Here is a 20,550-nt window from a genome sequence, read left to right as displayed (position 1 = left end):
CCGGTGTGGTTGAGAATTGTCTCAGCGACAGGACCTGGCGATGCTTTCGCGAATACTGCTGATCACTTCCATGCTGTTGGGAGTCTGTGATCTTGCTTCCGCAGAGTCACTCAATCTCACCCTCCGGAAACAGGTTCCACTGGAACCGGGAAGCAAGAACTTTCACGTCCTCGCTGATGAGGAAACCTGGAACGGAGATCAAACCGCACTCATTGTCTGTGACGTTTGGGATACTCACAACTGCAAGAACGCTGCGTTTCGGGTCGCAGAACTTGTTCCGGTTTTGAATCGCGTCGTCAAAGAAGCTCGCCGACGTGGAGTCACGATCATTCACGCGCCGAGCAATTGCATGCCGTTCTACGAGGATCATCCCGCCCGCAATCGCGCACAAAACGTTCCGGTCGCCGACAATTATCCCGAAGATATCACGCAGTGGTGCTACCAGATTCCTTCGGAAGAGCAAGGCGTTTATCCCATCGATCAGTCGAATGGCGGTTGCGATGATGACCCGGAGGAACATGCTGCCTGGCAGGCGAGCTTGCGTCCTCTGTTGGAAGAAGAAAAGTGGCCGTGGAGGCGTCAACACTCAGCAATTGAGATTGACCCCGAACGCGATTACATCACCGATCAGGGAGATGAGGTCTGGAATATCCTCGAAGCCAACGGTCTGAGCAATGTGATCATGACGGGAGTGCATACAAACATGTGTGTGCTGGGACGCCCCTTCGGATTGAGGAGACTCTCCACCGCTGGAAAGGACGTTGTTCTCATGCGGGATCAGACAGACACCATGTACGATCCACGATCTGCTCCTTTTGTCAGCCACTTCACCGGGACAGATTTGATTGTCGACCATATCGAGCGATTTGTGTGCCCGACGATTCTCAGTACCCAATTGATCGGCGGTGAGGAATTTCGATTTGCTGACGATACCCGTCCGACACTCGCCATGCTGATTGCGGAAGACGAGTACGAGACAGCGACCACTCTCCCGAAATTTGCGATCGACACTCTCGGTCAGGACTATCGGGTTTTGAAAGTTTTCGCGACTCCTTCAGATCGAAATCAGGTCCCCGGAATCGCATTCGTTGCCGAAGCTGATGCTCTGCTGGTAAGCGCTCGCCGTCGGGTCCTGCCGGAGAAAGACTTGAAGGTCGTTCGAGATTTTGTTGCGGCGGGGAAACCGGTCATTGGAATACGAACCGCAAGCCATGCTTTCTCGCTGAGAAAAGAAACTCCCCCCGAAGGCTTCGCTGACTGGAAAGAGTTCGATGCGGAAGTCTTTGGAGGAAATTATACGAACCACTACGGAAATCAGTTGAAGAGCATGATCACGATTGCAGATGTCGAGCATCCTGTGCTCGACGGGATTCCGCGCACTCCATTTCAGCAAGGCTGGTCGCTCTACAAAACGTCACCGCTGAACTCGAAAGCGACGGTCCTCATGACCGGAGCGGTTGAAGGTGAAGACCCAGAGCCTGTTGCGTGGACGTTCCAACGAGCAGATGGTGGGCGGTCTTTTTACACGTCTTTGGGGCATGTTGATGACTTTCAGAACCCAACATTTCAGCAATTGCTCAAGAACGGAATTGATTGGACGCTTGAAGGTCAGTGACAACTTCGGTATCGATAACCTAAATCGGCAGTGAGTATGTCATCGAGGAACAGGCAGTTCCTGACTCGATCCGATATGTTGAACGAAAAGACGAGGATGGAGTCGCCTCGAGCCACGGAGGGATCTTTATGCCACAAGAAATCTATCATCCTGGACTCCGTGGCGTCATTGCCGGAGAGACCGAAATTTGTCGCCTGGACGACGGGATTCAGTATCGCGGATACTGTCTGCACGAACTCTCGGAAGGAGCGTCCTTTCTTGAAGTTGCCTATCTTCTTCTTTTTGATGAACTGCCCAGCGAAGAACAGTTCGCGGATTTTCTGACAGTCATCAACGAAGAGCAGCAGCTGCCGCCCATCATCGAACACATGTTCGAGAGAATTCCGGTTCACAATTCCCCATTGGAAGTTCTTCGAACCGGAATCGGACTTCTGAGCCATTTCGATCCGCAGCCGAGTGAAAGCCTGTTGTGTGCCGGCCACACTCAGACGATTCGGCTGATGGCAAGAATTCCGCTGTTGATCGGATGTTGGCATCGTTCCCGGTTGGGGCTTCCTGTCCTCGCGCCCAAGCCGGAACTGAGCTACATCTCGAATATCTATTACGTCATCACCGGTGAGGTGCCAAGTTCGCTCTACGAGCGAGCACTCGATGTGGCATTCATCGTGTGTGCAGAACACGAGTTCAATCCGTCGACATATGTAGCCCGAATTGTCGGCTCAACACGCTGTTCTCAGTACGGACCGATTCTGGCGGCTCTCGATGCGTTTATCGGGATGTCACACGGAGGAGGAGGGGACGGACCGCTCGATCTTCTCGATGAAGTTAGAGTGCCATCAGAAGCATCCAAATGGATTTCCGAACAAAGAGCGAACACAGAGTTTCCCGGCTTCGGGCATCCTGTTTATCAGGAGTGCGATCCACGCGCATCGATTCTGGAAGTCGAATGCGAACGACTTGCACGGGCGTCAAACCGTCAGGACATGGAGAAACTCGCTGAAGAAATCGAACGAGTCATCTGGCAAGAACGACAGCTGCCACCCAATGTCGACTGGCCTTTGTGCAGACTCTTTTCTTACCTTGGCCTTGATCGAGATCTCTTCCGGCCATTGTTTGCTGCAGCTCGCGTTGTGGGGTGGAGTGCCCACGCTTTGGAACAGTGTGAGACGAACGAAGTGATTCGTCCCAGAGCGAGATATCGCGGGGCAGTGAATTGCCGGTTCGAACCGCTTCGCATGCGGGCAGACTGACGAAGCTCGTCATCATCGCCGCAACGGACGCGACGCGATCCCTTTCCCTCGCGTGACGTTTTCTCTAACTTGGAGTTTTCAGGCTCCATTCGTCAGAATGCTTCGCGCTGTCTGGTGCCCTCTTACAATCGATTGATCGAATCATCGGTCAATCGCGTCGGGGTTTTTACGATGCGATTCGGCGAACGGAAACCTGAGCGAGACTCAATTCCACTCAGGTTCTAACACACTCAGGGAGTGCTCGGATGAGATACCTACGGCTCGCGAGTTTTCTTGTCGCTTGTGCTTGCTTTCACAGTGCCCATGCCGGTGAGCCGGTCTCATTGATCAAGGGGGATTCTCTCGACGGTTGGACGCAACGCGGCGGCGAAGCCAAATACACCATCGAGGATGGCGTTGTCGTCGGGGAATCGGTCGTCAACACTCCGAACAGCTTTCTGTGTACTGATCGGGAGTATTCCAATTTCATTCTGGATGTCGACCTGAAAGTCGATCTGGGACTGAACTCCGGAATTCAGATTCGAAGTCATGTGGCCGAAAAGCCGCAAGTTGTCGAGACAAAAACGTCAAGCGGAAAGATTCGCAAGAAGACCATTCCTGTTGGTCGAGTTCACGGCTATCAGGTCGAGATCGATACTTCCAACCGAGCCTGGTCAGGTGGAATCTATGATGAAGGACGTCGCGGCTGGTTGAATGATCTCTCCGGCGACGAAAACGAAACAGCGAGAAAAGCATTCAAGAATGGTGAGTGGAATCACTATCGAATTCAGGTGATCGGAAACTCGATCAAGACTTGGGTCAACGGTGTTCCCGCAGCGGATTTGACGGACGACATGGATGCGTCGGGCTTTATCGCCTTGCAGGTTCATGGAATTGGAGACAACGAGTCACGGGCTGGAACAAAAGTCCGCTGGAAGAATCTTCAGCTTCAGGAAGTTTCCGTGGATGAAACAGCGAAGAAAGAGTACATCGAGTATTCCGGAGACGAGGGAATCGGCGTCGGGAAGAAGATTGTTCTAATCGCTGGCGATGAAGAATATCGTTCTGAAGAAACCCTTCCGCAGCTGGGGCTGATTCTCTCCGAACAACATGGCTTTGACTGTCGCGTTGTCTTTCCAATCAATCCCGAAACAGGTTTCATCGACCCCAACTACGGCGAGAACATTCCGGGGCTCGAAGCTCTCGAAGATGCAGACTTGATGATCATCGCCACTCGCTTCCGTGCTCTTCCAGATGATCAGATGCAGTACATCGATCGGTATCTGCAGCGCGGCGGACCTGTGTTGGGATTGAGAACTGCGACGCATGCATTCAACTTCCCGAAAGGGAGTTCCTGGTCACATTACAGCAACGGGTACAACGGTCCGAAGGAAGCCTGGAAGGATGGTTTCGGACGGCTGGTGCTCGGTGAAAAGTGGATCAGCCATCACGGAAAACACAAATCGCAAAGCACCCGTGGGGTGATTGTCGAAGAACAATCGGATCATCCGATTCTCAGAGGTGTCGAAGGAATCTGGGGGCCAACCGACGTGTATGGTGTTCGTCTGCCGCTTCCCGGCGATTCGCAGCCTCTTGTTCTTGGTCAAGTCGTCAATCGCGAAGGCGAGGCAAGCGAGGGTGATCCGCTTTATGGAATGAGATATACCGACACGGAACTTGATGACTCCAAGAACGATCCGATGATGCCGGTTGTCTGGACGAAGACTTATCAGGTGCCTGGCGGTGAAGTCGGTGAAGTTGTCACAACGACCATGGGTTCGTCGACAGACTTACTCAACGATGGATTCCGCCAACTGGTCGTCAATTCTGTTCTCTGGTTGACTGGATTCGAAGACGACATTCCAACAGATGGCGCATCAGCGGAAATTGTTGGTGAATTCGTCCCGACCGCATTCGAGTTTCGTCGAGGTGACTACTGGCCGAAGCGGCAACTGACTGTCGAGTCGTTCGAATTTGAGTGAGGACGATTTCGCAACTTGATGAAATCCTTTTCACGATGACGATTGCATACGAAACAGACGCTCGCACACTGTTCACGAACGGAACGCCGCGAATAATGCTGATATGATTTCTCAACGAGCTTTCTTCGCGCTTCTTCTTCAAGTGGTCGCAGTGACGATTTTTGTCGGATTCGTTCTGGAATCGTCGATGGCCTCCAGTGCATTCTTTTCAGAGTCGCTGCGCGCAACGATTGTGGAAAGTCTGGGCGGAACTGTCGCTCCCGTTGCGTCCAATCGAGATGTCAGCCTGAACTGGTTGGCAGTTTTATTGGTCGGGCTGATGACCAGCTTCGTGGTGAATCTCTCCGTTGCCTGTTCCGGTTGGATCGGAACAGGCGGATCGAGGATCAGCCTTTCCGAAGTCTTCGTGAAGACCGTCAGGTGGTCCTGGTGGCTGCTTGCGTGGTCGATCCTCTGGCTGGTTGCGTTTCTCTCTCCACTGCTCACAAGTTTGCTGATCGGATTCGTCAACCTGGCCTTTGGACTCTTCCTTGCTGGCTGGTGTTACGAGCTGCTGGATCGCCGAAAGTGGAGTCGAACAGCGATCGATGAAGCTTCCGGGAAATCGTCGCAATTTCGAGCGATGTTGTTCCTGGTCTTCGGGATGATTCTCTTCACTGTTATTTCCGTCGGCATGAACTGGTGTCTCTGGTTCAACCTGCGGATTCCGCATGGCGATTCGGTTATGTACGAAGAGCATCTGTGGAATGTGCTTCACGGGAAAGGATTTCGCAGCTATCTGGATCAGGGTTTGTTCTGGGGCGAGCACATTCAGTTCGCTCATCTCTTCCTTCTGCCGGTTTACGCACTTTGGCCTTCGCACCTGCTTCTTGAGCTTTGCGAGACTCTGCTGCTGGCGTCGGGGGCGATTCCCGTTTATTTCATCACCCGTAGATCATCGGGTGATCCGAAGGCTGCCTGTTTGATGGGGTTGGCCTACCTCTTGTATTTCCCGATGCATTTTCTGGACATCGCCATCGATCTCAAGACGTTTCGGCCGATCGTTTTCGGAGTCCCGGCGATGTTCTGGGCGATCCTTGCGAGTGAATCACGTCGATGGAAAACGATGATCGGATGCTTCCTGTTTTGTCTTGCAGCCAAGGAAGACTATGCAATCGTCATTGCACCGTTCGGATTGTGGATGGCGTGTCACGAATGGGTGCGATCCAAACGACAGAATACGCCGCGTGATGCAGCGAGATTCTGGATTGGAATCGCGACGTGCGTCCTGGCCACGATTTACCTTCTCGTCGTTGTGAAGTTCGCCATCCCCTACTTTCGCGGCTGGGAAACGGTCCACTATGCCAGATATTTTGAAGCGTTCGGGAAGACTCCGACCGAGATCGCGACGAACATGCTGCTGAATCCAAAGCTCTTGCTCGGACAGCTTGTCACAGTTGGTTCGGTGATCTACTTCCTTCGTCTGCTAGTGCCGCTGGGGATGCCGTTGCGTGCGTGGTCACAGTTGCTCGTTGCGCTTCCGCTGTTCATGCTTCTTTGTCTGAACAATCTGGCGATGCAACCTCCGGGACCGTACCACCATTTTCATGCTCCGATCGTCCCGATTCTGGTGTGGAGCGCAGCTGTTGTCGTGGGAGCCGACTTCGCCCGGACAGGGAAGGGGACGATGGCGAAATGGATCGTCAGTTGTTCCTTCGCGACCACGCTCCTCTTCGGGTTTTCCCCGGTAAGCATTCATTTTTGGGATCCGGGGCACGAAATGTACTGGAAGAGCCTTTACGTCCAAGATGATCGAGCGAAGGCAATTGAAGCGATTCTCGAGCAGATTCCCGCTAACGCTCGCGTCGCTTCGACAGACTATGTGCATGTTCGTTTGACGCATCAGGAACGATCGTACGACTACAGCGACTATCCGCGAAAGGTGGCGAACTACGAAGATCGAGTTCCCACAGATACGGATCTCATCATCATTGATCGACGTCATCGATACAGCATCGGAGTGTACGACGACATTTCAAAGCTTCGTGAACTGGTCGCCGAACCCGATGAATGGGAGTTGCTTCCCGATGAAACCAATGGGTATTTCGCGGTGCTGAAGCGCAAGTCGTCCACGATCGAGTTGAAATAAACTGAACGTGCACAACCGGTGGAACGAGCACGGTTCACCGGAACGTATCGAGCGGCGTGCTTTAAAGAATACGCTTCAGCGAAAGAGAGAAACCGTGAGGACGTCCTATCTCATTGGGTAGGCTGTGATGACATTCTGATCTTCAACAACCAGTCGAATCTTTCTGCACTCGGGGTGTCCCTGCCGTTTTCCCGATTGCCCTCCGACGTATCCGATCGGGCGTTTCATATCGACGGTCAGAACGGTTCGATCACGATTTTGCTCTGTCTCAACCTGTGGCGGGCCGCGTGTTTGAGCGATTTTCCACGCATCATCAATCAGTTTGAAAATCTCTTCACGATCTCCACGGAATACTCCGTGAATCGGTTTGGAAGGGATGTCTTCCGCGTGGCTGAGAACGTGGTCGACGCGATGACCATCGACGCTGCCGGACCGGTAAACGAGTCCGGCTGGAGACTCAAAGATGTTCTCAGAGACTTCGACAAGAAACGGGGCTTGCTCATCCGGCTCGGTGTTCGGGACCGAGATCTTGATCTCCGGTGTTCTCGCCGTGTTCTCGTCTGTTGCAGACTGTTGGATCGGCTCCTCGTCAGGATCGAGTGAAGGAGCTTCAACGACCGGGATCGAAGGCGGAGCGTTCTCTTGTTCGGCCTCTTCAGATCGCTGAAGGTACCAGCCGATCCCAATAATGATCAAAAAAACAACAACCCGCGAGGAGCTCCGTTGTCGTTGACCGGGACGTCTCGGCGGCGTGCTCATGCGTTCGCCTCGGCTGAATGGTCGAGTTTGTTGCTGACTTCCACAAGCTTGCCCTGGGACAACTCGTAGTGGACCGGGAAGCGATTCGCAAGTTCCATACTATGAGTGACACAAACCAGCATCGTCTGTTGCTCGTTCGAAACTTCGAGCAGGAGTGAGCCGACGGATTCGGCGGTCACAGGGTCGAGGTTTCCGGTTGGTTCGTCTGCCAGAAGGAGGACAGGTTGGTTGATCAGTGCCCGGCAGACGGCAACACGTTGACGTTCTCCCCCCGATAGTATCGCGGGGAAGTGTTGGATTCGGTCAGAGAGCCCAACACGATCGAGGAGCGCCTTCGCTCGATCCACTGCGTCGGAACGGTCCGTGAATCCTGCAAGTGTTGGAAGAAGAACGTTCTCCAGAACCGAACACTGCGGGAGCAAATGATGATCCTGGAAGACGAAACCGATTTGCTCGTTCCGAAATTGAGCCTGATCTGCCGACGAAAGCGAACTGAAATCGACACCGTTGAGAGACACTGTGCCGGAACTCGGTTGATCGAGCATTCCAACGATGTAGAGCAGAGTGCTCTTGCCGGACCCGGAAGGGCCGGTGATGACCACAGAGTCACCCGTCGACATGGACAATTCAGCGTCTCGGAGAATGGTCAATTCGCCTGCAGCTGAGTCAAAGTGCTTGGTCAACTGCTGGACTCTCAGTCCATCTGTCATCGTGATCGTCTGTCTTGAGCAGCTACTTGGAAAATCGTTGCCGACGTTCGGCAAAGCCAGCCTTTATCTTAGAGGCTGTGGAGACCCAAATTCTACTCCGGCGACTGATCGTCTTTGGATGTGTCCGATTCTTCGTTGGGGCCATTGGGAGGATCACGCTGAAAACGATTGGGGCCGACGCGCGGGCGACCATCATCGTCGGGACCACGATTGTCCGTTCTCCGGCCGTCTCCCCGAAAGCCGAATCCTCCCCGTCCTTCCCCGTTTCGTCCTTCGCCATTCCGGCCGTCTCTGTCTCGGCCGTCTCCGTCTCGGTCGTCGTCGTCCCCGCGATCGCGGCGACCGAATTTCGAGCGACGATTGAGTGACCAGTGAAGCATTTCAATGGGAAGAAACGCTTTCATCACGTCAACGTGATGGACGCCGTCATGTGTCTCCGTCGCAGAGACAAGAGACCGGTAGAAGTCGACGGCGGACAAGCTGAGAAGTTCATCCTGTTCGGCTTCGCTGATGGCGTCAAAATCTTCTCTCAGATCGGCAGTTGTGGCTCTGCGCGAAATCCGTTCTTCTTCAATGGCTTCCAGCATCATCGATTTGAAGAGCATCCCCTGAAGCCGGAAAGTGTCAGGAAATTTGCTGGAATCATCGTGGATAAAGTCTCTCGCTTCGGAATCTTCGACGTAACGATCGAAATTCGCGACGAGGGAATCCAGGACCGGGCGATACTCCGGAAAGATGAACGGGCCTCGAAATCCGGGAGGACCGCGTTCGCCAGAAGGACCTCGCTCTCCGGGAGGTCCAGGACCAGGGCCGGGACCACGATCTCCGGAAGGTCCTCTCTCACCGGGTGGGCCTCGATCTACCGGGAAGGCGTCTGATCGACTTCGGATAATTTCCAGAAGTCGAAGATGGTGTTGCAAGCCTTCAAGCTGATCCAGTTCTCGACGATCGTCGAGGGTAAAGAGCAGAGGGTTCAGTTCGACCACTCCGTCCATCAGGCGTTCAATGGATTCATTCGAAAGGACTGGCACGCTCGACATGGCCCGGAGCCAGTCGCGAAGCCGAGGGTCGATTTCTCGTCCCAGCGATCGTTGCGTGACTTGCGAAGCATGTCGTACGCGTTGTTCCTCGAGGATTTCGTGGATGGCGTCAATTCGCTGCAACGGGTCGGTGATTTGTTTGAGCCGATCGCGCTGGTACGGTTCCAGCGTTTGCAACCAGTCCATATAGGTATTCATGACCTGGCTCAACTGCTGATCACTCGAAGCAGCAGTCGACTGCAGTTCGGAGTGCATCTCCAGAATCTGCTGTCTTTGTTCAGTGGTCATGGTCTCGTACGCAGAAAAATTGCGGTTGAGGTGATCGCGTTTCGAGGGCGTCATCTCAGCGATCTTCTTCAAGTTGTTGCTGCGTCGTGCAAGCAACTCGGACTTGTCTCGAACCAGATAGGGGCCGAGGATCATGGCTGCGATGACTGACAGGAAGATCCAGAGTTTTACGAAGGATTTATTCATCGTTTGCCTCCCTCGCCATTTCGTTCAAAAGCGACGTCTCCGCACTGAGCCGGTTCAGGAACTCGAGATTGTCCACTTCGTAATACACATCGAGATTTTCGATCACCGGAAGCTTCTCGATCAGCACATCGTCCTGACTCTGAAAATACCGACTGGAGACCAGACTTCCCACAGCTGCCGATGCGACCAGGAGAGTCGTCCATCCACAGAGGGTCAAAATCTGGGTCGTCTTGCGAAACCATGGGCGTTTCGAAATTGGAACGGAGACATGTTCCATTTTCGCAGTGGCGACGGTTCGTTCAACGAAATCGTTCGGGACATTCGGCCGAGGCAGTTCGTCGAGCAGATCGTAAGTTCGAGAAAGAGCTTCGACATCGTTGCGCGCGACGGAACTTTCAACGAGCATTGACTCCATGTGACGCGTCGCCTGCTCATCAAGCTCACCATCAAGGTAAGCGATGAGATTCTCGCGGTCTTCGGGAGTTAGTCTGCTCAGCTTGTCCATGAGACGAAAGGTTTTGAGGTTATTGAACGAATGATTCGAGTGCTTCCCGAAGATTTTCCCGGGCTCTCGACAGTAGTGATTTTACAGCTTGCGGGGACAAGTCCATGGCTTCGCCAATGTCCGCATAACTCATACCTTCGAAGCGATGAAGCAGGACAGCCATCCTTTGCCGTTCATTGAGAAGCGACATTGCTTGTTGAACTCGATCTTGTAACTCGGATTTTTCGAACTGTCGGGTTGGCATCAGCGAGGAATTTTCCGGAAGCCGCTCTTCACCGAACGCCACAGGTTGTGAACCGCTCAGTGATTGCTGGAACTGAACTTCTTTCTTGCGACCTTTGGAACGTCTCGAGTTACTGGCAAGATTGTGAGCAATCTGGAAAATCCAGGTCGAGAGTTTTGCGGTCGGTTGATATCCCTGTTTGGCTCGATAAACGCGAAGAAAGACTTCCTGAGCGAGGTCTTCTGCCAGCGAAGAATCGGCGAACATATTCGTGAATACTCCGACCAGTCGGTTCTGAAACCGCTGGACAATCTGTGCAAACGCACCATCATCCCCGTCCTTGACTCGCAACATCAGCTGCACGTCAGGATCGTGGAGATAGGAAGGCTGGCTCAGCGAAGATGTCACCACTCGCTTTACGATTCTTTGCTCAGAGGACTTCTCTCTCCGACTTATCACATACAATTGAAACCCCGGAAGAGATCGCGAGTTTCGATTGTCCCTAAAGGTAACCAATTTTAATCGTAGCTGGCAATCAGGCTGTGAAGTAGATCTCAGTTTGCCTAGATTGATTGGACGCCCGAATTGATGAATTTGACGGATTTCAGATGTCTCTCAGTACTTTGCCGCTCAGCTATTGCACAAACGTTCATCCTGGGAAAACCATCGAAGAAATTGCTTCTGGTTTGACGAGTTTCACAATTCCCGCACGACAGCAACTCGGAGACCGGATTGCGGCTGGCCTTTGGTTGCCCGCTTCGGCAATTGCGCAAATCCAGGAGCACTCCGCAAAAGTCTCCCAGCTGCAGAACGTTCTGCAGGAGGGAGATCTCGTCTGCTACACACTGAATACGTTTCCGTACGGGAATTTTCACAGCGAACGAGTCAAAGAACAGGTTTATTTGCCTGATTGGACGACTGAAGAACGGCTCGCTTATACCATTTCCTGTGCCCATGTGCTCGCCGAGTTGATGCCTGAAGGCACAGAAGGAAGCTTGTCGACCGTCCCGTTGGGGTTCAAGGGGTTCCAAAGACCGAGCGACTTTGACGATCAGTGCATCCAGAACTTGCTGAAACTCACGGAAGAACTCGATCGCCTCCATGACGAAACCGGAAAAGTCATCCGACTTGCGATCGAACCGGAACCGTTGTGTGTTCTTGAGACGACTCCGGAAACCATTCAATTCTTTGAGAAGCTGTTCTCAGAGGCAGACAATCAAGGACACGATCAGATCGCAAGGCGGCATCTCGGGGTCTGCTACGACGTTTGTCATCAAGCTGTCGAATTTGAAGAGACAGCCAAGTCGATTGAAGATCTCACCGCCAGCGGAATTCGCATCAACAAAGTGCACATCACCTGTGCCATTGACGTGAAGAATCCGTGGGAGCGAGAAGCGGCACGCGATCAACTCAAGCAGTTTGTTGAGCAACGATATCTGCATCAAAGCTTTGCCCGATCATCGAACGGAATCGTCTCAGCGACAGATCTCTCGGTCGAGCTGTGCGAAAATCCTCCGGAAGAATTTCGAAGTGCCGATTTGTGGCGAGTCCATTTTCATGTCCCGGTCGATGCTGAGTCAGTCGGCGAGCTGGGGACAACTCGACCAGAGCTTGAGAATGCGTTGTCTGCAGTCGCGAAGCTCGACTACGCACCACATCTTGAGGTGGAGACATACACGTGGAATGTTCTTCCGGGTGAAAGAGACATTCCGCTCGTTGAAGGACTTGTCGGCGAACTGCGAGCGACTCGCGAGCTTTTGAAGCGAATCGGCAGCGACTGACAAACCTGTCAGCGAATGAAGAGAAGAGGTGCCAATAAAATAAGGTGACCCACCAATGAGGAGGGTCGCCTTGTTGTTTTCAGCTCTCGGGAGTTTTCAGACACCCGAGAGTCTCTAGCGTTCCGCAAGTTCAGCGGATGCATGAAGAAGTCGTTGAAGTCGACGGACTTTGCGAAGGATGCCCATTTTGCCCGTTCTGTTTCTTCCGGGCAATTTTAGGGACAAAGCCTTACTTGTCCTCGTCTTCGTCTTTCTTCTTCTTCTTTTTCTTACCTGCCACAACTTTGACGATACGCACTTTCGGCAGACCGTAAGGACTTTGGGACTCGATCCATCGGTCCTGCTCTTTCAGCTTTTCGATGCGCTCGCTTCTCTTCAAGACGTTGCGTGATCGAGCCAGCCGGCCGCCACCTCGTAAACTCTTGTCAACACTCATCTTAGCACACAGTTTCAAGGCAATTGAGAGAACCGACCGACACATCGTCGGCCGTCCCCGAAATTTCAGGGTCGTGAAGAGTAGTGGATCAGGGAAGCGAAATCAACGTTTCGATTCGATTTCTCGTTCTGAGTCCGATTGAAGCTGATTTCGCACCACTGAGTGGTTCATATCGGAGGTTGGGAATGGGAATTTGGGAGAGATCGGAACCCAATGGTTCGGCAGATTTTGCTTCAAGTGGGGTCGCTTGATCGTCGTCCGTCTGCTCGTTTTCGAGTGCATCGTGAGGGAATCGAGCACGGTAAAACTCGCAGCCGCCTCCGCGGAGTTCGAGAGATCCGGCCAGCTTCTTGTGATCGGTCAGGAATTGGGATAATGGATTCGGCCTGCAGCAGTCGTTTTCGGCAGGGTGCATGAGTTTTGCGGTCGAATCACGTTCACTGAGGCAAAAACGTCATTGGGGGATCATTTCTCAAGATCCGCTCAAGGGGGCAAACATGACGTTTGATTGGAGATTCAGGTAGCGCTCCGTGTGGGGAGAAGAACTGGGCAGACGTGAAAACTTCTCGCGCAGGGGGCTAGTTTTCTGCTTGAAATTGTGCCAAGAATGAGCTTGTCGTTTCACAGTCCAATCGATATTCAAAGTCACATCACTCAAATGCGTGATTCGAAGATTCCTTCATTTCCCCTCACATTTCCCCTCAAAATTCTCCTGATCCTTGCTGAACTCGGAATCCTTTTCGGTTTCGGGTTGGCAGCGTCGGTCGAACCTGACCCTCGTGGATACGGAACCCATCAACAATTCGGACTTCCACCGTGCACAATCCAGACGCTCTTTGGAGTCAACTGCCCCAGCTGTGGCGGGACGACGAGTGTGTCGAATTTTGTCCGTGGACGTTGGATCACTTCAGCGAAAGCGAATCTGGCAGTGTTTCTGCTGTCACTGGTCTGCCTGGCATTCCTGCCTTGGGCGATGATCAGCCTGCGAAGCGGGACATTGTTTCGAGTTGAAGATCCGACGAAGTTGGCCCTGTTCCTGATGATAGTGATCACAAGCGTCGCTCTTCTTCAGTGGACAGCCCGATTGATTTCGTCTTGAGACTGCCATTTCGATCAAAAGTTTGTTGCCTCATTTATTCCCTCCCCGGCGAGCAGGATGCTCGCTCAATGGTGAAGGACCACCCGATGCCGGAACAACCGACATCCTGTCACTCACGAGCTCATTCTCGACGCATCGCGCAACTGATGTTGTGTTTTGCCCTGACGGTCATTTCGACAGGGTGCCTCAACTCGCTGGTGATGATGGGAAAAATGATGATCGGGGATCCAGTTCAGACCTCCGGTTTTGAACTGGCGACCGGCATTTCTCTCGAAGATGAAAACAAGCGAATTCTGATCCACTGCACAGCTCCGTCATATGTGCAATCTGAATACGATTCACTGACTGCTGATTTGCAGGATGAAGTGATCCGAAGAATGAAGCGACGAGGAATGGCGGTTCTCCATCCGGACGCTGCGGCAAATATCCTCGACGCGAATGGCGGAACGTTCGACCCGAATCTCCTGGCCCGGAAATTACCTGACGTGGATTACATCATGGTGATCAACGTCAACAGCTTCCAGTTCCGCGAAGATAACAGCCCGAATCTGTTTCGCGGACGCACGAGCGGAAGCATCGTCGGGTACGAGGTCATCGGTGATGACTCTATGAAATCGACATTACGGGTTTACGATCAGGAATTCCGGACCACGCATCCCACGTCGCATCCGGTCACCACCGATCAAATGCCCCAGAACGTATTCATTCGCCGCTTCATCGATCAGATTGCCGACGATGTTGGGAGTTCGTTCTACCGTGTGAGTCAGGGTGATCTCTTTGCGAGATAATCCGCGTCGTCATTTTCTCCACAAATCGCAGTCTTCGACCCCTCAAACTGAAACATGAACAGTAATCCTATGACTCCATTTCTGTTTGGAAGAGCCTTCCGGAGTTTGGTGCTGATGTGCCTGCTTGGATTGACCTGCTCGGGGTGTTCGCAGTTTGTGATCATCAGCTATCTCCTTCACGGTCCGCCTTCAATTGAACCGGACTTTGATGCGGAGACGGGAGAGTCGCTCAGCAACCCCGATATTAAAGTCGCGGTCGTTTGCTTTGCACCGACGGAGCTGCAGTGGAAGTTTCCACAAATTGATGAACAGGTTGCGACATATGTGTCGGGGCGGCTGTCTCAGAACCACATTACCATGATCCATCCCGACTTTATTAAAGCCTGGGTTGATGAGCATCCGGACTGGGAGCGAGCAGAAGAAATCGGCGCCGAGTTTGATGCCGACTATGTGATCGAGATTGAACTGGCAGACTTCTCGTTGCACGAAGGGACCAGCACCACTTTGTATCGGGGACAGACGGAAGCTTATATTCACGTCGTGAAAGTGGATGAAGACGGCTACGGAGACAGGATCTTCACCAAAGAACTTGATTTCGTTTTCCCGACGCGTGTCCCACGCTCGTCTTATGATCAATCGCTGACGTCGTTTCAGCGGGAATATCTCTCTCGACTCAGCGAGCGAATTGGCTGGATCTTCTATGACCGATTCCATGGAGACATGATCGGCTGGGCAAACTAAGCTGATTGCGTGGTTTCTCTGAACTCGTTCGTCTTAGAGAGTGCCGTTGTGGTCGAAGCAAGCGGCCTGAGCGAAACGGTTCTGACTCCCAATGGGAATTCACATTCATAGCTTGTATAAAGAGATCGTCACTGGGCTTAGGCGTGGCGATTGGCTGGCTCGATTGTCGTCAGGTCGCGATTGATGATTCGTTCCGGGCAGAGTGTGATCAAATAGAAAATGGCGACCTGTCACGAGGACAGATCGCCATTATCAGTTCTTCGGTCACAGAAAACGTTGGCTTATCCCACCAGCTTCACGTTCTCGGCGCGTGGACCCTTTGGACCCTGACCGCGTTCAAATTCTACTTCCTGTCCCTCGGACAAATCTTCAAATCGGCAGCCCTGCAGTGAAGACATGTGAAAGAACAGATCTCCTTTGTCAGTTTCGATGAAACCAAACCCTTTTTCCGCAAGTTTACGGATGCGACCAGTGGCCATTTCAGTACTCTCCAAAATCCAAGTAGTGGTGGGTGGTCCCGGTATCAGGACCAAGAAGTGGGTTTGGAATGGAAACAGTTCCATTCCGAATTGAGACCGAAAAAATCGGTCAAGACTCCGAATCAGACTCACCTGTTTCAGGTGAGCTGTTAATAAGTTGTTGTTGTTTTATTTCTTCATCTTGTTCGTGCTGTGCAGCACATTTTGGGCAGACGGCAGCTTCTCGAACGATCTCCGAGCCTTCACCGCCCTTGTCAAATTTGGATTTTCCTCCGGAACTTCTTCCCCGTCCTCGTGGGCCTCCTCGTTCCATAGGTTGACGGCCACGCTCGACATAGGTTTTCGACCGTGTTACCAGGATGACACGACTGGTACGCACACCGGCTGGGACAACTGCCTGACACAATTCGCAACGAAACACTCTGTTCTCCGGTTGATGGTCCTGATGTGCTCTCTTCCAGATGAGATCGCATCAGAGACACATATTTGTGGTTGGGATAAACTCCTTAACTTCAACCGATCCGGAGCCCAAAGTGTCTGACCACTCCAGCATCCATTCCTGGACAAAAATGCACCGACGACAGCTGAAACCGTTCTCATGTTAAACTCAAGACCTAAACGACAATTCGTAAAGCTGCCGCTCAGCAAACTGATACCCGGAAAAACGCGAGAAAAGACTCGCCAGGCGATGGGAATCAGTAGCTGCATTGAAAGTTGAAGCGAAGTTGCTGGTCAGGCAACTGCTTTTGAATCGGATTGCCAATGCACGACTTTTTCGAACCAGATTGTTCGAATGAAGGCTTCGTGTGAGCCAATGCTCAATCACGTACAGTCGTTGTGAGGCATTCCTTCGATGTATCAAGGGAACGGCGGTTATCCGTTCGCGATAGAGAGAGTGAAGAAATGGTGCAAAGAAGTGCACAAGAAGATTGCCACCAGTTCTTTTCGGGTGAATTGGGGCGTTATCAGAGAGAGCTTTCGCGTCCAGGGGATGAAACGTTGCGGGCCGAAAGTGTACGGCCAATGCCCAGAAACTTCCGCAGATCAGCAGCCAAAGTGACTGAATCAATTTTAGAACAAACCCGAAGCAAACTTCAGTCGGCAGCAAAACAGAACTTCCCAAACGCACTTAAACCACAGGTGATCACAGGACTCTACCGTCTTGCAGACTAGGAAACGAAATTTCCCGGACCCCAATGTGGAAAAGCCCAGCATCATTGCTGTGACAATTCAATAACTTCTCTTGATTAGAGCACGTCTTTCACGAAAAGGCAATTCCGGTTTTTGCACAAGCGACGTTATTCACTAACTTTTCGTAATCCCATCGAAGTTGCCAGCACCTGACTCATCCGCGCCGATTCGCTTTCGGTGAGCAGACCGATCGCTCGGGATTCGACGTCTGTCGAGACATGCCACTGGCTCAATACGTCAAACATGCGTTCGCTCGAGTCGGAATTGATTCCGTATTCCCGCTTGAGTTCGCGAGCTTCATCGGGCGGAAGGTCCTGAAATTGGCTCAGGAGCAGAAAGTGTCCATTGCTGACGTAATCGAGATGGAGCTTTTGAAGCCGATCCGCAGATTCCCCAGTGGGGGTGAACGGGCAGTTGAGCGGTCCAGTTTCAATGAATCGACTGGCAACTGTCGGTTGCGACCGCACAAGCGTCGCAGCTGTTTCGCAAACTGCGTAGACGATACTTTCGTCGAGATAGTCAGACGCAAAACGCTCTCTCGCGAGGTATCGATCCCAGAATGTCAGTAGCAAGTCGATTTGAACTTGCGGCGGCACACTCTTGAGAAACGGGACCTGTGTCAGATATCCGAACCCGGAATGATCCGCTAGGTCGATTTGATGCGCGAGGGACAGTCTTTCCTCAGTTTCCAGAATGGCGATTCTGAAAGCGATGAAGACGTCTTGCGAGAACGGGAGTGATTTCGATGAGAAGGTAATCATTTCGAAACACTGTGGCAAACCCCGTACCCGATCACAACAGTCTCTTTTGCAATTGGGTGCAAATTCTCGCAACATTCTATCTCATCACATGTTACAGAATGTTTCTTTGGAATTGATTTCCGACCTTTCCTAAACCTCCTGTTTCCGAAGATCAACACGGAAACACGTCGTGTTTGAGGATGTTGCCAGTTTGCGACCTCGATCAAAAACCGCGTACCTGTTCCCGGGCAGGACATTGGGTAGAATCGAATTCCGACAGGTTTCTTTACTTCCTTCAATGGTTACTGCGCAATGACTTCCCGGGTTTCAGGTTTCGCTGTCCGATTGGCTGCCTTCGTTCACTTTCTCATGATCGCTCTCGTGCCACAGACGGGACACGCTGAGGTCGTCGAGATTGTCGGCGAAACGATGGGAACGACCTATTCCATCAAATGGGTTGTTGAGTCAGCTTTGCAGACCGACGGCCCGGACCTTGAACTCATTCGAGAACAGGTTGACCACCGCCTCAATGAAATCCTCGCGATGATGTCGACCTATGATCCCGAATCAGAGCTTTCGCGATTCAACGCTCAGACCTCGACCGACTGGTTTCCGGTCTCTGCGGAGACGGCGGAAGTTGTGGAAGCAGCCCTTGAGATTTTTCGAGTTTCGGGCGGAGCGTTTGATCCAACGGTCGGGCGACTCGTTCGGATGTGGCGTTTCGGAAAAGACCCGGCAGCGGATGGAATTCCCTCTGACGAAGAGATTCAGGCAGCGATGGAGAGCGTCGGAGGGGAGCACATTTCCGTGCGGATGAACCCTCCCGCGATCAAGAAATCGCTTCCGGATGTTGAACTCGATCTTTCCGCGATCGCGAAGGGATATGGCGTTGACGCAATCGTGGCTCTGTTGAACGAGCAGCAGATTGAGAACTGTCTGGTTGAGATCGGCGGAGAAGTTCGGACGTCGGGTCGCAAAGAGGGGCAGCCGTGGCGACTCGGAGTCGAACGCCCCAACTCAGACAGTCGACAACTTCAGGCGACTGTCGCGCTCGAGAATCAGGCGCTCGCGACGTCCGGGAATTATCGCAACTACTTCGAATACGATGGAAAACGGTATTCGCACACGATCGATCCCCGAACCGGATCGCCCGTCACGCATGATCTCTCATCGGTCTCGGTGATTGCCGACAACTGCATGTTCGCCGACGCATGGGCGACGACACTCATGGTTCTCGGTCCTGAAGAAGGAATGCGCCTCGCTGATCAGGAAGGAATCGCAGCCTATCTGATCACTGATGACGAAAACGGGATCGAGAAGCTGGCGACGACCGCTTCCGAAGGGGCTTTTGTGGAAGTCGATCCCGATGACCTCAAAGGCGATGGTCAGGAGTCTCCGCTCACTGTTTTTCTGGTCACGATCCTCGTTTTCGCGCTCGCACTTTCCGGGTTGGCGGTCGGAGTGATTTTCTCCAATCGAGCTCTGAAAGGAAGTTGTGGAGGTGCAGAGGGGCTCAAAGATGAAGAGGGACGCTCGATCTGTGAAATGTGTACGACTCCGCCGGAAGAGTGCGATCAGTTCAAGCAGCAACTGAAAGAGCAGGTGGCCAGTTCGTCGAAATCACACAGCGAGTCCGGCCCTGATGAGTCTCTGTAGTGTCCACTTCGAGATCGCTTCACGGATTCGCGCAAGACAATTTTCCCTCCGAAGAAACAGGGACAATAGATGTCGAGTGATCCCCGTTTCATGGAGTGAAGTTCCTTCTGAAACCGGTTCAGGCCACAGAGGGAATTTCTTCCGAAAGCGATCTCAGCACGTCAGCGTCAATGATGGGAAGTTCGTCGGCTTCGGCAGCGATCGCTGCGAGTTCGGCCAAACGTCTCAACCGATTCAAGTCTCCGTTGGTCAGTTGATGGGCAACTGCGGCTGCGTCTGCCGAGAGTTTGACGTCGAGTTTCTTTCGGGCCAGTTCTCCTGCCAATTCCTGCACCGACTCTTGAGGAGACAAATTGCCGATTTCGACCTTCATCCAGGCATGCTGACTGAGAACGGTTCGAAGAGGTTCTCGCAGCGATTGCCAGGAAGTGAAAATCACGGGAACTGTGCCCCGGATGAGCGTCAGGATGCGATCGAGGGCGGGAATGAGAGATTCGTCGACGAGTTCAAGTCCGGAGAGGATCAGGCATCGTCGGACCGGAAGCAGCTTCGACGATGAAGCGAAGTTCGAAATGGCGGACCACTGATCGATCTTTCGACTCGATCGAACGGGGCGCACACCAAGTTCCGTCGCAATCAATTCAGGGAATTCGTCAACAGAGACCCCCGCGAGATGAATCTGTTGGGCTGATTGCCCTTCTTCGGAGAGCGAGCGAATCAGTTGTTCCGTCGCTGTCTGGAGTTGCACCGCGCTCGAACCGACCAGAAGTCCCGCACTCTTGCGAGAGACCAGATACTTCAAGCGTTCAACAGCCTCTTCGAGTTGGCTTTCTGATGAGCAGAAGCTCTCTTCCGGTCGTATTGTGCCAATGGTATCCATGATCATTCTCCGGACTGCGTAACGCAATCGCCCAACTCTTCCATGACAGTGTGATAAACCGATGCCCGTGACTTCGCACGAGCCAGGCTGCCTG

18 protein-coding genes are annotated in these 20,550 nt (G+C 52.7%); 9 read left to right on the top strand and 9 right to left on the bottom strand.

Translation table 11 applies throughout. From position 1 onward, the window contains the following. Nucleotides 1-40 precede the first annotated feature (40 nt). From KOR42_RS06235 to KOR42_RS06220, 4 genes are all read left to right on the top strand, one after another. Nucleotides 41-1,615, top strand: coding sequence for a ThuA domain-containing protein (locus KOR42_RS06235; RefSeq protein WP_146508005.1), 1,575 nt, complete (start codon nt 41-43; stop codon nt 1,613-1,615). A 128-nt stretch (nt 1,616-1,743) separates the two neighbouring features. Then, the gene (locus KOR42_RS06230; protein ID WP_146508003.1) at nt 1,744-2,865 is read left to right on the top strand and encodes a citrate/2-methylcitrate synthase; all 1,122 of its coding nucleotides are present in this window, start codon (nt 1,744-1,746) and stop codon (nt 2,863-2,865) included. A 245-nt stretch (nt 2,866-3,110) separates the two neighbouring features. Further along, the gene (locus KOR42_RS06225; RefSeq protein ID WP_231740700.1) at nt 3,111-4,826 is read left to right on the top strand and encodes a family 16 glycoside hydrolase; all 1,716 of its coding nucleotides are present in this window, start codon (nt 3,111-3,113) and stop codon (nt 4,824-4,826) included. Between the two features lie 103 nt (nt 4,827-4,929). Continuing rightward, the gene (locus KOR42_RS06220; RefSeq protein ID WP_146508001.1) at nt 4,930-6,954 is read left to right on the top strand and encodes a DUF2079 domain-containing protein; all 2,025 of its coding nucleotides are present in this window, start codon (nt 4,930-4,932) and stop codon (nt 6,952-6,954) included. Nucleotides 6,955-7,059: 105 nt separating this feature from the next. Here the strand turns inward: KOR42_RS06220 and KOR42_RS06215 are convergent, their stop codons facing one another. The 5 genes from KOR42_RS06215 to KOR42_RS06195 all read right to left on the bottom strand — a co-directional run bounded on the left by KOR42_RS06215 (nt 7,060) and on the right by KOR42_RS06195 (nt 11,073). Continuing rightward, nucleotides 7,060-7,713: a hypothetical protein gene (locus tag KOR42_RS06215; RefSeq protein ID WP_146507999.1), complete on the bottom strand. Its 654-nt coding sequence runs from the start codon at nt 7,711-7,713 to the stop codon at nt 7,060-7,062. After that, the gene (locus tag KOR42_RS06210) at nt 7,710-8,423 is read right to left on the bottom strand and encodes an ABC transporter ATP-binding protein (protein WP_146507997.1); all 714 of its coding nucleotides are present in this window, start codon (nt 8,421-8,423) and stop codon (nt 7,710-7,712) included. The genes KOR42_RS06215 and KOR42_RS06210 overlap by 4 nt, the downstream gene beginning before the upstream one ends. Before the next feature lie 92 nt (nt 8,424-8,515). Continuing rightward, a complete protein-coding gene (locus KOR42_RS06205; protein ID WP_146507996.1) occupies nt 8,516-9,937 on the bottom strand; it encodes a hypothetical protein in 1,422 nt (473 codons plus the stop codon). Next, the gene (locus tag KOR42_RS06200) at nt 9,930-10,442 is read right to left on the bottom strand and encodes an anti-sigma factor family protein (protein ID WP_146507994.1); all 513 of its coding nucleotides are present in this window, start codon (nt 10,440-10,442) and stop codon (nt 9,930-9,932) included. The genes KOR42_RS06205 and KOR42_RS06200 overlap by 8 nt, the downstream gene beginning before the upstream one ends. Nucleotides 10,443-10,461: 19 nt before the next feature. After that, nucleotides 10,462-11,073, bottom strand: a complete 612-nt coding sequence (locus KOR42_RS06195; protein WP_231740698.1) for an RNA polymerase sigma factor — start codon at nt 11,071-11,073, stop codon at nt 10,462-10,464. Between the two features lie 200 nt (nt 11,074-11,273). Here KOR42_RS06195 and eboE point away from each other — a divergent pair, with 200 nt between their 5' ends. Beyond that, complete coding sequence (gene eboE, locus KOR42_RS06190; RefSeq protein ID WP_146507992.1) at nt 11,274-12,446, top strand: metabolite traffic protein EboE; 1,173 nt, start codon at nt 11,274-11,276, stop codon at nt 12,444-12,446. 229 nt (nt 12,447-12,675) lie between these two features. Here the strand turns inward: eboE and KOR42_RS06185 are convergent, their stop codons facing one another. Further along, nucleotides 12,676-12,882, bottom strand: a complete 207-nt coding sequence (locus KOR42_RS06185) for a small basic protein (protein WP_146507990.1) — start codon at nt 12,880-12,882, stop codon at nt 12,676-12,678. A gap of 607 nt (nt 12,883-13,489) precedes the next feature. Here KOR42_RS06185 and KOR42_RS06180 point away from each other — a divergent pair. From KOR42_RS06180 to KOR42_RS06170, 3 genes are all read left to right on the top strand, one after another. Then, nucleotides 13,490-13,981, top strand: a complete 492-nt coding sequence (locus tag KOR42_RS06180) for a DUF2752 domain-containing protein (protein WP_146507988.1) — start codon at nt 13,490-13,492, stop codon at nt 13,979-13,981. A gap of 68 nt (nt 13,982-14,049) precedes the next feature. Then, the gene (locus KOR42_RS06175) at nt 14,050-14,769 is read left to right on the top strand and encodes a hypothetical protein (protein WP_146507986.1); all 720 of its coding nucleotides are present in this window, start codon (nt 14,050-14,052) and stop codon (nt 14,767-14,769) included. 54 nt (nt 14,770-14,823) lie between these two features. Next, nucleotides 14,824-15,510 carry a hypothetical protein gene (locus KOR42_RS06170; protein WP_231740696.1) on the top strand — a complete coding sequence of 229 codons (687 nt, stop codon included), beginning with the start codon at nt 14,824-14,826 and terminating at the stop codon, nt 15,508-15,510. 281 nt (nt 15,511-15,791) lie between these two features. On the opposite strand, the gene KOR42_RS06165 is transcribed toward KOR42_RS06170, so the two are convergent. Next, complete coding sequence (locus KOR42_RS06165) at nt 15,792-15,989, bottom strand: cold-shock protein (protein WP_146507982.1); 198 nt, start codon at nt 15,987-15,989, stop codon at nt 15,792-15,794. A 1,298-nt stretch (nt 15,990-17,287) separates the two neighbouring features. Next, nucleotides 17,288-17,941: a hypothetical protein gene (locus KOR42_RS06160; protein WP_146507980.1), complete on the bottom strand. Its 654-nt coding sequence runs from the start codon at nt 17,939-17,941 to the stop codon at nt 17,288-17,290. Between the two features lie 291 nt (nt 17,942-18,232). On the opposite strand from KOR42_RS06160, the gene KOR42_RS06155 reads away from it, so the two are divergent. Further along, on the top strand, nt 18,233-19,576 hold the full coding sequence (locus tag KOR42_RS06155; protein ID WP_146507978.1) for an FAD:protein FMN transferase: 1,344 nt from the start codon (nt 18,233-18,235) through the stop codon (nt 19,574-19,576). A 118-nt stretch (nt 19,577-19,694) separates the two neighbouring features. Here KOR42_RS06155 and KOR42_RS06150 read toward each other — a convergent pair whose 3' ends face one another. Next, complete coding sequence (locus tag KOR42_RS06150; RefSeq protein ID WP_146507976.1) at nt 19,695-20,456, bottom strand: DNA polymerase III subunit delta; 762 nt, start codon at nt 20,454-20,456, stop codon at nt 19,695-19,697. Between the last annotated feature and the right edge of the window lie 94 nt (nt 20,457-20,550).

Source organism: Thalassoglobus neptunius (assembly GCF_007859735.1).
Taxonomy (GTDB): Bacteria; Planctomycetota; Planctomycetia; order Planctomycetales; family Planctomycetaceae; genus Thalassoglobus; species Thalassoglobus neptunius.
Note: the sequence above shows the minus strand (reverse complement) of the source record. Positions and strands in the feature narration are given on the sequence as shown.

What these genes read in the sequence shown, in the direction of transcription:
- KOR42_RS06175 (WP_146507986.1), top strand. Translation starts at nt 14,050, where the DNA reads ATGGTGAAGGACCACCCGATGCCGGAACAACCGACATCCTGTCACTCA.
- KOR42_RS06210 (WP_146507997.1), bottom strand. Translation starts at nt 8,423, where the DNA reads ATGACAGATGGACTGAGAGTCCAGCAGTTGACCAAGCACTTTGACTCA.
- KOR42_RS06150 (WP_146507976.1), bottom strand. Translation starts at nt 20,456, where the DNA reads ATGGATACCATTGGCACAATACGACCGGAAGAGAGCTTCTGCTCATCA.
- KOR42_RS06165 (WP_146507982.1), bottom strand. Translation starts at nt 15,989, where the DNA reads ATGGCCACTGGTCGCATCCGTAAACTTGCGGAAAAAGGGTTTGGTTTC.
- KOR42_RS06180 (WP_146507988.1), top strand. Translation starts at nt 13,490, where the DNA reads ATGAGCTTGTCGTTTCACAGTCCAATCGATATTCAAAGTCACATCACT.
- KOR42_RS06225 (WP_231740700.1), top strand. Translation starts at nt 3,111, where the DNA reads ATGAGATACCTACGGCTCGCGAGTTTTCTTGTCGCTTGTGCTTGCTTT.
- KOR42_RS06185 (WP_146507990.1), bottom strand. Translation starts at nt 12,882, where the DNA reads ATGAGTGTTGACAAGAGTTTACGAGGTGGCGGCCGGCTGGCTCGATCA.
- KOR42_RS06205 (WP_146507996.1), bottom strand. Translation starts at nt 9,937, where the DNA reads ATGAATAAATCCTTCGTAAAACTCTGGATCTTCCTGTCAGTCATCGCA.
- KOR42_RS06235 (WP_146508005.1), top strand. Translation starts at nt 41, where the DNA reads ATGCTTTCGCGAATACTGCTGATCACTTCCATGCTGTTGGGAGTCTGT.
- KOR42_RS06230 (WP_146508003.1), top strand. Translation starts at nt 1,744, where the DNA reads ATGCCACAAGAAATCTATCATCCTGGACTCCGTGGCGTCATTGCCGGA.
- eboE (WP_146507992.1), top strand. Translation starts at nt 11,274, where the DNA reads ATGTCTCTCAGTACTTTGCCGCTCAGCTATTGCACAAACGTTCATCCT.
- KOR42_RS06155 (WP_146507978.1), top strand. Translation starts at nt 18,233, where the DNA reads ATGACTTCCCGGGTTTCAGGTTTCGCTGTCCGATTGGCTGCCTTCGTT.
- KOR42_RS06160 (WP_146507980.1), bottom strand. Translation starts at nt 17,941, where the DNA reads ATGATTACCTTCTCATCGAAATCACTCCCGTTCTCGCAAGACGTCTTC.
- KOR42_RS06215 (WP_146507999.1), bottom strand. Translation starts at nt 7,713, where the DNA reads ATGAGCACGCCGCCGAGACGTCCCGGTCAACGACAACGGAGCTCCTCG.
- KOR42_RS06220 (WP_146508001.1), top strand. Translation starts at nt 4,930, where the DNA reads ATGATTTCTCAACGAGCTTTCTTCGCGCTTCTTCTTCAAGTGGTCGCA.
- KOR42_RS06200 (WP_146507994.1), bottom strand. Translation starts at nt 10,442, where the DNA reads ATGGACAAGCTGAGCAGACTAACTCCCGAAGACCGCGAGAATCTCATC.
- KOR42_RS06170 (WP_231740696.1), top strand. Translation starts at nt 14,824, where the DNA reads ATGAACAGTAATCCTATGACTCCATTTCTGTTTGGAAGAGCCTTCCGG.